Raw genomic sequence first — 12,930 nt, 5'->3', positions numbered from 1 at the left:
TGTGCGGCATGACCGCGCTCCCTGCCGCCACCGACGACGACCGACCGCCTGCCGTGCAGCCCGCCCTGGGGGCGGTGGCGTGGAAGGAGATCGCCCATCTGCTGTTCAACCTGCCTGCCTCGCTGTTCGGGTTCGTGTGGACCCTGACGATGGTGACGACGGCGGGCGGGCTGTCGATGACGGTGGTGGGTGTTCCGCTGCTGGCGGGCGGCCTGGCCTTCTCCCGGGTGGTGGGGCGGATGGAGCGGGCGCGGGCCCGGCTGCTGCTCGGCGTGCGGGTGGAGGAGCCGTCCGCGCTGCCGGGTCCGCGGCGGGCGGGCGGGTTCCTGGCCTGGCTGCGGGCCGCGGTGACGGACCCGGTGGCCTGGCGGGCCGTGCTGTACGAGCTGGTACGGCTGCCCTGGGGGGTGCTCACCTTCACGGTAGCGCTGGCCGGCCTGTTCGTGCTGTGGCCGGTGCTGCCGTATGTGTCGCGGGCGCTGACGAACGTGGACCGGGTGCTCGTACGGGTGCTGCTGTCGCCGTCGGACGAACTGGAGCGGCGGATCGCCGAGCTGGAGTCGGACCGCGGGGTGGTCGTGGACACCGCGGCCGCGGACCTGCGGCGCATCGAGCGGGACCTCCACGACGGGGCGCAGGCCCGGCTGGTGGCGCTGGCGATGGGCCTGGGCCTGGCGAAGGAGAAGCTGGCGGAGGACCCGCGGGCGGCGGCGGCCATGGTGGACGAGGCGCACGGCGAGGTGAAGCTGGCCCTGAAGGAGCTGCGGGACCTGGCGCGCGGCATCCACCCGGCGGTGCTCACCGACCGCGGCCTCGACGCGGCGCTGTCCTCGGTCGCCTCGCGGTGCACCGTGCCCGTGGCCGTCGCCGTCGACCTGCCCGCTCGGCCCGCCCCCGCCATCGAGGGCATCGCCTACTTCACCGTCTCCGAGCTCCTGCAGAACGTCAGCAAGCACGCGCAGGCCTCGTCGGCCCGCGTCGAGGTGTGGAAGTCGGGGCCGCGGCTGCTGATACGCGTCGCCGACGACGGGCGCGGCGGGGCGGCGCCCTCCGGGGGCACCGGCATGGCGGGGCTGGCGGAGCGGCTGGAGGCGGTCGACGGGGTGTTCGCCGTGGACTCCCCGCCGGGCCGGGGGACGGTCGTCACCGCGGAGCTGCCGTGGCGGGCGCGCGGCTGACCGCGACGCACTGGTGCCGGGGGTGGGGTTAACCCCCGGCGGGGGAGGCCGACGCACCTCATGGCCCGGCCCGGCCCCGGCGGGCAGGGTGAAGGGGCGGATCACGCGGACTCGGCGGGAAGGCGGGCGGGACATGGACGGCGGCGGCGCGGTGGCCGGCAGGGCGGGCGGAGCAGGCTGGAGGGGCAGGGCCGGCGGGGCCGGGCGGGCCGGCCGGGGGGCCGGCCGGGGCGTCGGCGGGGCGCTGCTGGCCCCGGTGTCGGGACGGGCGTGGCGGGAGTTCGCGTACGTGCTGCTGTCGCTGCCGCTGTCCGTCGCCTACTTCTCCCTCGCGGTCACCGGGCTGAGCCTGGCCGCCGGGCTGCTGGTGACGTTCGTGGGGATCCCGGTGCTGGCCGGGGTGCTGCTGATGTGCCGCGGGTTCGGATGGCTGGAGCGGGCCCGGGCGCGCGTCATGCTGGGGGCCGAGGTCGCCGATCCGGAGCCCCTGCCGCCGGCCCGGCCCGGCGCGGGGGCCGGCGGCGGGCGCGGTGCGCTCGGGGCGGTGGCCGCGCTGCTGAAGAGCGGCAGCGCCTGGCGGCACGCCGTGTACGCGGTGGTGTGGTTCCCGTGGGCCGTGTTCGCGTTCTGCACCGCCCTGACCCTGTGGACGGCCGCGTGGTCGCTGCTGCTGTACCCGCTGTGGTTCTGGGTGTTCCCGGTGTTCACGGACCAGCCCGGCCTGCAGGTGTTCCAGAACGGCGATGCCGCCCTCCGCCTGGACTCGCCGGCGGAGATCGCGCTGTCCTGCCTGGCCGGCCTGGTGCTGGTGCTGGCCGCGCCGTGGGTCGTACGGGCGCTGGCCGCCGTGGACCTGCTGCTCGTCCGCGGGCTGCTGGGCCTGTCCCTCCTGGCGCACCGGGTGTCCGAGCTGGAGTCGGACCGGGGCGTGGTCGCGGACACGGCGGCCGCGGACCTGCGGCGCATCGAGCGGGAGCTGCACGACGGGGCGCAGGCCCGGCTCGCGGCGCTGGCGATGGGGCTCGGCCTGGCGAAGGAGAAGGCGGCCGGGGACCCGGAGGCCGCGGCCCGCCTGGTCGACGAGGCGCACGGCGAGGTGAAGCTCGCGCTGAAGGAGCTGCGGGACCTGGCGCGCGGCATCCACCCGGCGGTGCTCACCGACCGCGGGCTGAACGCCGCCCTGTCCTCCGTCGCCTCGCGCTGCTCCGTGCCCGTGGCCGTCGCCGTCGACCTGCCCGCTCGGCCCGCCCCCGCCATCGAGGGCATCGCCTACTTCACCGTCTCCGAACTCCTCCGGAACGTCAGCGACCACGCGCGCGCCACGGCCGCCCACGCGGACGTCTGGAAGTCGGGTCCGCGGCTGCTGGTCCGCGTCGCCGACGACGGGCGCGGCGGGGCCCGCCCCGGGTCCGGCGGTACGGGGCTCGCGGGGCTCGCCGAGCGGCTGGGCGCCGTGGACGGCGTGCTGGTCGTCGACTCGCCCGACGGCGGCCCCACCACGGTTACCGCGGAGCTGCCCTGGCGCTCCCGCTGACCGCTGACCGCTGACCGGGCGGCGGCCGTCCGCCGCCCCGGCCGGGCCCGCCCCGCCCCGCCCTGCCCCGCCCTGCCGGAATCCACAATTCCGCTGACTGCGCCTCCCGAACGCGCCCCTGCGCGCCCCTGTACGCGCCCCCGGCCTGGAATGCTTGGCCGCGTCGGTACACCGGACGAGTGGACGCGGGAGCTGCGGAATCGTGGAAGACAGGGTGCGGGTGGTCATCGCCGAGGACTCGGTGCTGCTGCGGGAGGGGCTGACGCGGCTGCTGACCGACCGGGGGCACGACGTCGTCGCGGGCGTCGGGGACGCGGAGGCCCTGCTCAAGACCGTGGACGAGCTGGCGGCCGAGGGCGCGCTGCCCGACGTGGTCGTGGCCGACGTGCGGATGCCCCCGACGCACACGGACGAGGGCGTCCGGGCGGCCGTACGGCTGCGCCGCACCCACCCCGGGGTCGGGGTGCTCGTGCTGTCGCAGTACGTGGAGGAGCAGTACGCCACCGAACTCCTGGCCGGTTCCAGCACCGGTGTGGGGTACCTCCTCAAGGACCGCGTGGCCGACGTCCGCGAGTTCCTCGACGCGGTGGTCCGCGTCGCCCGCGGCGGCACCGCGCTGGACCCGGAGGTCGTCGCGCAGCTGCTGGGGCGCAGCCGCAGGCAGGACGTGCTGGCGGGGCTGACCCCGCGCGAGCGGGAGGTGCTGGGGCTGATGGCGGAGGGCCGGACGAACTCGGCGGTGGCCAGGCAGCTCGTGGTCAGCGACGGCGCCGTCGAGAAGCACGTCGGCAACATCTTCATGAAGCTGGGCCTGTCGCCCAGCGAGGGGGACCACCGGCGCGTCCTGGCGGTCCTGGCCTACCTGCGGTCCTGACGCCCCCTCCGGCCCCCCGCCCTCCCGGCCCCGCCGCCCCGCCTCCGTCCGGGGATTCACACCTTTTCCCGAACGCGGCCGAAAATTTCGGAATCGGCGATTCCGCGGGATTGCCGCGCAATCCCGCGGAATTCTGACCGGAGGCCGCCTTGTGCGGCGATCCGGAGTATGAACGTCCCCGATATGGGCAGGCCCGGCGTCGTAGGGTGGGCCTTGGAGCGGCAACGCCACGCCTCGAAGGAGGTCCAGTTCAGTGACCAGTCAGGTCAGTAGCCCAGCCGAGCAGGCCGACGGGGCCGGCGGCGCCGAGCCGGCCGTCGTCGGCGAGCAGAGGACGCCGCCGGGTCCGGGCGGCGGCGGGAAGGAAGTGCGCCGCCTCGACCGGGTGATCATCCGCTTCGCGGGTGACTCGGGGGACGGCATGCAGCTCACCGGCGACCGGTTCACCTCGGAGACGGCGGCCTTCGGAAACGACCTCTCCACCCTCCCGAACTTCCCGGCCGAGATCCGGGCACCTGCCGGCACCCTGCCGGGCGTCTCCTCGTTCCAGTTGCATTTCGCGGACCACGACATCCTCACGCCGGGCGACGCCCCGAACGTGCTGGTGGCGATGAATCCGGCCGCGCTGAAGGCGAACATCGCCGACGTTCCGCGCGGTGCGGAGATCATCATCAATACCGATGAATTCACCAAGCGCCCGATGGCGAAGGTCGGCTACGAGACCTCGCCGCTGGAAGACGGCTCCCTGGGCGCGTACAACATCCACCCGGTGCCGCTGACCACGCTCACGGTCGAGGCGCTGAAGGACTTCGGGCTCTCCCGCAAGGAGGCCGAGCGCAGCAAGAACATGTTCGCGCTGGGCCTGCTGAGCTGGATGTACCACCGGCCGACCGAGGGCACGGAGAACTTCCTGCGCCGCAAGTTCGCCAAGAAGCCGGAGATCGCCGAGGCGAACGTCGCGGCGTTCCGGGCGGGCTGGAACTTCGGCGAGACCACCGAGGACTTCGCGGTCTCCTACGAGGTCGCCCCGGCCACCCGCGCGTTCCCGACCGGCACCTACCGCAACATCTCCGGCAACCTCGCCCTCTCCTACGGGCTGATCGCCGCGAGCCGGCAGGCCGGACTGCCGCTCTACCTCGGCTCGTACCCGATCACCCCGGCCTCGGACATCCTGCACGAGCTGAGCCGGCACAAGAACTTCGGCGTGCGGACCTTCCAGGCCGAGGACGAGATCGCCGGCATCGGCGCCGCGCTCGGCGCGGCCTTCGGCGGCGCGCTCGGCGTCACCACCACCTCCGGGCCGGGCGTGGCGCTGAAGTCCGAGACGATCGGCCTGGCGGTCTCCTTGGAGCTGCCGCTGCTCGTCGTGGACATCCAGCGCGGCGGCCCCTCGACCGGACTGCCCACCAAGACCGAGCAGGCGGACCTGCTGCAGGCCATGTACGGGCGCAACGGCGAGGCGCCGGTGCCGATCGTGGCCCCGCGCACCCCCGCGGACTGCTTCGCCGCCGCCCTGGACGCGGCCCGCATCGCGCTGACGTACCGCACGCCGGTGTTCCTGCTCTCCGACGGGTACCTCGCCAACGGCTCCGAGCCCTGGCGGATCCCCGACCCGGAGGAGCTGCCCGACCTGCGCACGGCCTTCGCCGACGGGCCGAACCACACCCTCGCGGACGGCACCGAGGTCTTCTGGCCGTACAAGCGGGACCCCGAGACGCTGGCCCGCCCGTGGGCCGTCCCGGGCACGCCCGGCCTGGAGCACCGCATCGGCGGCATCGAGAAGCAGGACGGCACGGGGAACATCTCCTACGACCCCGCCAACCACGACCTGATGGTCCGCACCCGGCAGGCCAAGGTCGACGGCATCGACGTGCCCGACCTGGAGGTCGACGACCCGGGCGGCGCCCGGACCCTGGTCGTCGGCTGGGGCTCCACGTACGGCCCGATCACCGCCGCCGTCCGCCGGCTCCGCTACGCGGGCCTGCCCGTGGCACAGGCCCACCTGCGCCACCTGAACCCCTTCCCGCGCAACCTCGGGGACGTCCTGCGGCGCTACGACACGGTCGTCGTGCCGGAGATGAACCTCGGGCAGCTCGCGACCCTGCTCCGGGCCCGCTACCTGGTCGACGCCCGCTCGTACACGCAGGTCAACGGGATGCCGTTCAAGGCGGAGCAGCTCGCTAAGGCACTGGAGGAGGCCATCCATGACTGAGGCGACCGACACGGCGAGCCTGCTCTCGCTGGTCCCGAGGGCCGAGGCCCGCCAGTCCATGAAGGACTTCAAGTCGGACCAGGAGGTCCGCTGGTGCCCGGGATGCGGCGACTACGCCGTGCTCGCCGCGGTACAGGGCTTCATGCCGGAACTCGGGCTGGCGCGGGAGAACATCGTCTTCGTCTCCGGCATCGGCTGCTCCTCGCGCTTCCCGTACTACATGAACACGTACGGGATGCACTCCATCCACGGCCGCGCCCCCGCCATCGCGACGGGGCTGGCCACCTCCCGGCGCGACCTGTCGGTGTGGGTCGTCACCGGCGACGGCGACGCGCTGTCCATCGGCGGCAACCACCTGATCCACGCGCTGCGGCGGAACGTCAACCTGAAGATCCTGCTGTTCAACAACAGGATCTACGGGCTCACGAAGGGGCAGTACTCCCCCACCTCCGAACTGGGCAAGGTCACCAAGTCGACGCCGATGGGCTCGCTCGACGCGCCCTTCAACCCGGTGTCACTGGCACTGGGCGCGGAGGCGTCGTTCGTGGCGCGCACCGTCGACTCCGACCGCAAGCACCTCACCGAGGTGCTGCGGGCGGCCGCGGACCACCCGGGCACGGCTCTGGTGGAGATCTACCAGAACTGCAACATCTTCAACGACGGCGCCTTCGACGCCCTGAAGGACAAGGACCGGGCCGAGGAGGCGGTGATCCGCCTGGAGCACGGGCAGCCGATCCGCTTCGGCGCGGGCGGCCGCAAGGGCGTCGTGCGCGATCCGGCGACCGGGGACCTGGAGGCCGTCGAGGTCACCCCGGAGAACGAGGCGCGCGTCCTGGTCCACGACGCCCGGGCGGCGAGCCCGACCACCGCCTTCGCGCTGTCCCGGCTGGCCGACCCCGACACCCTGAACCGGACGCCGATCGGCGTCTTCCGCAGCGTGGAGCGGCCGGTGTACGACACGCTGATGGCCGAGCAGCTGGAGACGGCCGCCGCGGCCAAGGGCGAGGGCGACCTCGCCGCGCTGCTCGCCGGCAGCGACACCTGGACCGTCGTCGGCTGAACCGGTCGGCGCGCCGCTCCCCCGGCCCGGGGCTCCTGCAGGAGCCCCGGGCTTCGTCGTGGGCGGCGCGCGCCACCTGCCCGCCCCGGACCCCATGGCACTTTCCAAAAGTTAGCGCTTTCCGTAAGGTGGTGTTCGAGCCGGGGAAACGCCCCGCGCCCCACCGCAAGGGAGCACCCGTCATGAGCATCGTCGTCACCGGAGCCACCGGAGCCCTCGGCCGCCTCGTCGTCGAGGAGCTGCTGCACCGCGTCCCCGCCGACGCGGTGGCCGCCGTCGTCCGGGACGGGGCGAAGGCCGCCGACCTGGCCGCGCGGGGGGTCGAGATCCGCATCGCCGACTACGACTCCCCGGAGGACCTGGCAGGGGCCTTCCGCCCGGGCGACCGCGTCCTGCTGATCTCCGGCAACCAGGTGGGCCGCCGGATCACCCAGCACACCGCCGTGATCGACGCGGCGAAGGCCGCCGGCGTGTCCCTCCTCGCCTACACCGGCGTCCTCGGCGGCCCGGAGGCCGACTTCGAGCTGGCGGCCGAGCACAGGGCCACCGAGCAGGTGATCCTCGACTCGGGCCTGCCCTACACCTTCCTGCGCAACGGCTGGTACCACGAGAACTACACGGGCAACCTGGCCGGCGTCCTGGAGCACGGCGCCGTCGTCGGCAGCGCGGGCGCCGGGCGCGTCGCCTCCGCTGCGCGCGCCGACTACGCCGCCGCAGCGGCGGCCGTCCTGACCGGGGAGGGCCACGAGAACAAGGTGTACGAGCTCTCGGGCGACACCGCCTGGAGCCTCGCCGAGTACGCGGCCGAGGTCGCCGCACAGTCCGGCCGCGAGGTCGCGTACGCCGACGTTCCGGCCGACGCCCACCTGTCGGTCCTGACCGGCGCCGGGGTGCCCGAGGGCTTCGCGGCGCTCCTCGTCGGCGTGGACGCGGCGATCTCCCGCGGCCGCCTCGCCCACACCGGCGGCGACCTGTCCCGGCTGATCGGCCGGCCCACCACGCCGATCTCCGCCGCGATCTCCGCCGCCCTGGCGGGCTGACCCGCAGCCCCCGCCACCCCGCCGCACACGCCGCGCCGCCGGGCGGAATCCGTGAGTCCGCCCGGCGTCGGCCGCACAAGGCCCCGCATCTGTCACGCATCTGTCATGAGTATCTCGCCCTTACGGGCATGACATCCGGCCTCCGCGGCGTTAAGTTCGTCGTGAGGTTGGCCGGAATGTGACGGGAGGCCTTCGTGAAGGCGGAGAACGAGCAGCGCACGGGTCTGCTCTACGGATTCGGCGCGTACGGGCTCTGGGGGCTGGTGCCCCTGTTCTGGCCGCTCCTCAAGCCCGCCGGGGCGGTCGAGATCCTGGCCCACCGCATGGTGTGGTCGCTCGCCGTCGTCGGGGTGCTGCTGCTGGCCCTGCGCCGCTGGGGGTGGATACGCGAGCTCCTGCGGCAGCCCCGCAAGCTCGGCCTGACCGCCCTCGCCGCCTCGGTGATCTCCGTGAACTGGGGCCTGTACATCTGGGCCGTCAACAACGGCGCGGTCGTCGAGTCCAGCCTCGGCTACTTCATCAACCCGCTCGTCACCATCGCCATCGGCGTCCTCCTCCTCGGCGAGCGGCTGCGCCGCGCCCAGTGGGCCGCGGTCGGGATCGGCTTCGCCGCCGTGGTGGTGCTCGCGGTCGGATACGGGCGCCCGCCGTGGATCTCGCTGGTCCTCGCCTTCTCCTTCGCCGCGTACGGGCTGATCAAGAAGAAGCTCAACATGGGCGGCGTCGAGTCGCTGGCCGCCGAGACCGCCCTGCTCTTCCCTCCCGCCCTCGGCTACCTGGTCTGGCTCGGCGTGCAGGGGCAGGCCGCCTTCGGCTCAGAGGGCTTCGCGCACTCGGCACTCCTCGCCTCGACGGGACTCGTCACCGCGGTGCCGCTGGTGTTCTTCGGGGCGGCCGCGATCCGCGTCCCGCTGTCCACGCTCGGCCTGCTCCAGTACCTCGCCCCCGTCTTCCAGTTCGCCCTCGGCGTGCTCTACTTCCACGAGGCCATGCCGACAGAGCGCTGGATCGGCTTCTCCCTCGTCTGGGCCGCCCTCGCCGTGCTGACCTGGGACGCCCTCCGCACGGCGCACGCCTCGCGGGCCCGGCTGGAATCCGCCGGGGCGGCGGCCGCCGATGCCGGCCCTCTGCCCGCCCCCGCCCCCGCGCCTTCCGCTTCGGCGGCCGCGGCGGCGCCGGCCGCTCCGGCGCCCGAGCGCGCTTAGGACGGCGCCCCCCGCATCCCACGGCCCCCGCGATCCCCGTCACGCCACCCGCGTGACGGGGATCGTCCGTTTCCCGAACGGCCCTGACCGGATCGCGGTCTTGACGGACGGTCATATCCTCACTCAACATCGGGCTCGCACTGACGCACGACTGCTCACCCGCGCCATTCCCGCACGTTCCGTTCAATCCCCAACGGAATTCCCGGAGCCCCCACATGAGCCTGTCCGTCTCCAGGCGTCTTGCTGCCGCGACCGCGCTCGCGCTCGCCGGCCTGTTCGCCGCCACCGCGCCCGCCGCCCAAGCCGCACCGACAGCGGCGGCCGCGGCCCCCACGCCGCCCGACATCCCGCTGGCCAACGTCAAGGCCCACCTGTCCCAGTTCCAGACGATCGCAGCCAACAACGGCGGCAACCGCGCCCACGGCAGGGCCGGCTACAAGGCCTCGATCGACTACGTGAAGGGCAAGCTGGACGCGGCCGGCTTCACCACCACGCTGCAGACCTTCACGTACAGCGGCACCACCGGCTACAACCTCATCGCCGACTGGCCGGGCGGCGACCCGAACGCGGTGCTGATGGCGGGCGCACACCTGGACTCGGTCAGCTCGGGCGCCGGCATCAACGACAACGGCTCCGGCTCCGCGGCCGTCCTGGAGGCCGCCCTGGCCGTCTCGCGCGCCCAGCTCCAGCCCACCAAGCACCTGCGGTTCGGCTGGTGGGGCGCGGAGGAACTCGGCCTCGTCGGGTCGAAGCACTACGTCGGCAACCTGCCGTCAGCCGAGCGCTCGAAGATCTCCGGCTACCTGAACTTCGACATGATCGGCTCTCCGAACCCGGGCTACTTCGTCTACGACGACGACCCGGCGATCGAGCAGACCTTCAAGGACTACTTCTCCGGCATCGGGGTCCCCACGGAGATCGAGACCGAGGGCGACGGGCGCTCCGACCACGCCTCCTTCAAGAACGTCGGCGTCCCGGTCGGCGGCCTGTTCACCGGCGCCAGCCGCACCAAGACCTCGGCGCAGGCGCAGAAGTGGGGCGGCACGGCCGGCCAGGCCTTCGACCGCTGCTACCACTCCTCCTGCGACACCACCTCGAACATCAACGACACGGCTCTCGACCGCAACAGCGACGCCGTCGCGTACGCGATCTGGCACCTGGGCGCCTCCACCCCGGTCCCGCCGGGCCCGTCGTTCGAGAACACCGCCGACGTGAACATCCCGGACTACCCGGGCTCCGCCGTGAACTCGCCGATCACCGTGTCGGGTGTCGCGGGCAACGCCCCGGCCACCACCAAGGTCGACGTCAACATCGTCCACACCTACCGCGGCGACCTCGTCGTCGACCTGGTGGCCCCGGACGGCAGTGTCTACAACCTGCACAACCGCAGCGGCGGCAGCACCGACAACATCGTCGGGTCCTACACCGTCAACGCCTCCTCGGAGACGGCCAACGGCGTGTGGAACCTGCGGGTCAAGGACGCCGCCGCCCAGGACGTCGGCTACATCAACAGCTGGAAGATCACCTTCTGACGGCGCCCCCTCGCTCTACGCCTCCCCGCCGCGCGGCCGCGGGGAGGCGTCGAGCGGCTCCCGGATCAGGGAGCGCAGCTCCTCGGCCACGGCCCCGACATCGGCCCGGCCCAGCTTCGCCGCCTCCACGAGGTCGCCGAGCTCCTCGGGCGAGGGCAGCTGCTTCGCCCCGGCGACCCGCAGGTAGGAGCGGGTGGCGGCGGCCGCGTAGAACTCGTTCATCGGCGATTCGAGCGCCGGGCACACCGCGAGGGTGTGCAAGAACGCGGCGGCCCGCCACGCGGTGTCCGGGGCGGGCTGTTCGGGCACCAGGACGAGGTCGTTCTGGTGGCGGGCGACGGCGGCGGCCACCCCTGAGGGATCCCACACGGCGGGATCGGACGGCAGATGGTGGGCCAGAGCGGTCCACGCCCACTCCATGGTGATCTTCAATTGCCGAACCGCTCCTGGAAGTAGCCCCAGTGGACGGCGAACTCCTCTATCCCGGAGAGGAAGTTGCTCCGGTCCTCGTCGAGCTCCCGCTCCGTGACCTCGGTGATCAGCGCGGTGACCGTCGTCCCCATGGCCGCCGCCCGCGCCTTCAGGCGGTCGTGGAACTCCTCGTCCAGGCGGATGGTGACGTGTCTCGACATGCCTGACACGGTACAGCGGCCCCGCTGCACGCAGGGCCGGAACGGGCCAGGGGTGGTCGGGGACACACTCCCCGCCCACCCCTGGGTGTGCGCCTCGCGGCGGCCCGTACGGCCGCCGCTTGCCGTTACTTGCCGGCTACTTGTCGGAGTTTGCCGCGTTCAGCAGCGCGTCCTTGGTGACGGCGCCGACGTAGACGCGGCCGTCGTCGGTGATCAGGGCGTTGACCACGCGGGTCTTGAAGACGCGGCCCTCACCGAAGGAGCCCTTCACCTTGTCGCCCAGGGAGTCCAGGAACTGCTTGGCCTCCTTCGGCGCGTTCTTGTCGTTCTCCAGGTCCTTCAGGCCCCGGCCCGCGCCCGTGTCGATGCGGGCGATCGCCGACCAGCCCTCGCCGATGACCTTCGAGGGGCCGGCGGCGCCGGCGCCTCCGGTGATGCCCTCCAGGCCGGGGAAGGACTCCAGGCCCTTGAACTCCTTGTCCTGGAACGGTCCGTCGCCGGAAGCGCCCTCGGTGACCTTGGCGCCCTTCGGCGCGGTGAAGGCGAAGGTGTCCGCGGCGGGCCTGGCGAAGTCGACCTTCGTGAAGCCGGCGTCCACGATCGGCTTGCCGCCCTCGGCGGAGAGCACCTGCACGCGCAGCGGCACGCCGTTCTGCGCGTCGACCGCGATCTTGGCGGAGGAGAGCGTCGAGCCGCCGTGCTTGGGCTTGAGGACCAGCTGGTAGGCGTCGCGGCCGGCGACCCGGGCGGTCTCGCCGACGCTGACCTCGGTGGTCGGGCCGGCGGCCTCCAGCACCTCCTTGGCCACCTGCTGCGGGGAGGCGCCGACCCGGTCGGCCGTCTTGTGGTGGTCCCGGCCGGCCGCCTTGCCCGCCTCGGCGTCCTTCTCGTGCCAGACCTCGTTGGCCTTGCTGTCGTAGGCCCAGACGTCGGCGCCGTTGTGGATCAGGCTGTACTCGTCCTTGCCGTCGACGAACGTCAGCTTCTGGCGGTCGGGGCCGTCGGCCGCGACGCGCAGCGTGTGGGTTCCGTTCGCCAGCTGCGCGAGCTTCTCCTGCGGGTCGGCCGAGCCGCCCGCGACGCCCCCGCCGCCGAGCAGGCCGCTCGCGAAGGACGGCAGCCCCAGGTCCGTGGTGATCTTCGCGCTGCCGGAGAACTGCTGCACGTCCGACGCGGCGATCTTCTCGATCAGCTGCTGGGCCGTCACCTTCGGCAGCTCGGGGCTGCCGGCGTTCGCGAAGGCCGGGACCATCGCCACGGTCGCGGCGGCCACACCCGCCACCGCGACCGGTACGGCGTACCGGGCGGCCTTGCGGGTCTTGTCGTTCGTTGCCATGTCTGCCCTGCCTCTTCGTCTTCGGGGGCTCTTCGTCGCTGCCGGCGGTGTGTCTCCATAGGACCAAACGGGCGGGGTCCGGGGCGTCACTCCTCGGACTCAACTCCGCGTACGCCCAGGGGATGACACGGCGCGGGCTCCCCCTCCCCCACCCGTAGGGGACGGGTAGGGGGCGGACGAGGACATCGAGGGCGACCCGGTCTGGTACCGCCTGGCCGACGGCCGCGCTGGACCCCCGCCCGCCACGCCCAGGCCGACTGCGCGATCCCGCCCTGCAGCTGGCGCCCCGCCGGCCCCGGACCGTCGCCGGCGGCCCGGGAGCCCGCC

General features: G+C 73.2%; 11 protein-coding genes. 8 read left to right on the top strand and 3 right to left on the bottom strand.

Features of this window, described 5'->3' with window-relative positions; genetic code table 11:
- Positions 1 to 8: 8 nt before the first annotated feature.
- The 8 genes from ACZ462_RS28595 (at position 9) to ACZ462_RS28560 (ending at position 10,635) form a co-directional block, all read left to right on the top strand.
- Positions 9 to 1,178, top strand: a complete 1,170-nt coding sequence (locus ACZ462_RS28595) for a sensor histidine kinase (RefSeq protein ID WP_467807117.1) — start codon at positions 9 to 11, stop codon at positions 1,176 to 1,178.
- 133 nt (positions 1,179 to 1,311) lie between these two features.
- The gene (locus tag ACZ462_RS28590; RefSeq protein WP_467807115.1) at positions 1,312 to 2,712 is read left to right on the top strand and encodes a sensor histidine kinase; all 1,401 of its coding nucleotides are present in this window, start codon (positions 1,312 to 1,314) and stop codon (positions 2,710 to 2,712) included.
- A gap of 202 nt (positions 2,713 to 2,914) precedes the next feature.
- On the top strand, positions 2,915 to 3,586 hold the full coding sequence (locus tag ACZ462_RS28585; protein ID WP_467807114.1) for a response regulator transcription factor: 672 nt from the start codon (positions 2,915 to 2,917) through the stop codon (positions 3,584 to 3,586).
- Positions 3,587 to 3,839: 253 nt separating this feature from the next.
- Positions 3,840 to 5,798: a 2-oxoacid:acceptor oxidoreductase subunit alpha gene (locus ACZ462_RS28580; RefSeq protein WP_467807112.1), complete on the top strand. Its 1,959-nt coding sequence runs from the start codon at positions 3,840 to 3,842 to the stop codon at positions 5,796 to 5,798.
- Positions 5,791 to 6,858: a 2-oxoacid:ferredoxin oxidoreductase subunit beta gene (locus tag ACZ462_RS28575; RefSeq protein ID WP_467807111.1), complete on the top strand. Its 1,068-nt coding sequence runs from the start codon at positions 5,791 to 5,793 to the stop codon at positions 6,856 to 6,858. Before ACZ462_RS28580 ends, ACZ462_RS28575 begins: the two co-directional genes overlap by 8 nt.
- Positions 6,859 to 7,040: 182 nt before the next feature.
- On the top strand, positions 7,041 to 7,898 hold the full coding sequence (locus ACZ462_RS28570; protein ID WP_467807109.1) for an SDR family oxidoreductase: 858 nt from the start codon (positions 7,041 to 7,043) through the stop codon (positions 7,896 to 7,898).
- Between the two features lie 194 nt (positions 7,899 to 8,092).
- A complete protein-coding gene (gene rarD, locus ACZ462_RS28565) occupies positions 8,093 to 9,103 on the top strand; it encodes an EamA family transporter RarD (RefSeq protein ID WP_467807107.1) in 1,011 nt (336 codons plus the stop codon).
- 215 nt (positions 9,104 to 9,318) lie between these two features.
- Positions 9,319 to 10,635 carry a M28 family metallopeptidase gene (locus ACZ462_RS28560; RefSeq protein WP_467807106.1) on the top strand — a complete coding sequence of 439 codons (1,317 nt, stop codon included), beginning with the start codon at positions 9,319 to 9,321 and terminating at the stop codon, positions 10,633 to 10,635.
- Between the two features lie 15 nt (positions 10,636 to 10,650).
- Here the strand turns inward: ACZ462_RS28560 and ACZ462_RS28555 are convergent, their stop codons facing one another.
- From ACZ462_RS28555 to ACZ462_RS28545, 3 genes are all read right to left on the bottom strand, one after another.
- A complete protein-coding gene (locus ACZ462_RS28555) occupies positions 10,651 to 11,067 on the bottom strand; it encodes a hypothetical protein (RefSeq protein WP_467807104.1) in 417 nt (138 codons plus the stop codon).
- A complete protein-coding gene (locus tag ACZ462_RS28550) occupies positions 11,064 to 11,267 on the bottom strand; it encodes a plasmid partition protein ParG (RefSeq protein WP_114053686.1) in 204 nt (67 codons plus the stop codon). The genes ACZ462_RS28555 and ACZ462_RS28550 overlap by 4 nt, the downstream gene beginning before the upstream one ends.
- 136 nt (positions 11,268 to 11,403) lie before the next feature.
- Positions 11,404 to 12,603 (bottom strand): LolA family protein, encoded by a 1,200-nt coding sequence (locus tag ACZ462_RS28545; protein ID WP_467807102.1) that lies wholly within the window; start codon positions 12,601 to 12,603, stop codon positions 11,404 to 11,406.
- Positions 12,604 to 12,930: the final 327 nt, after the last annotated feature.

The organism is Streptomyces sp. NPDC031121 (genome assembly GCF_055570615.1).
This window is presented reverse-complemented; position numbering and strand designations above follow the sequence as displayed.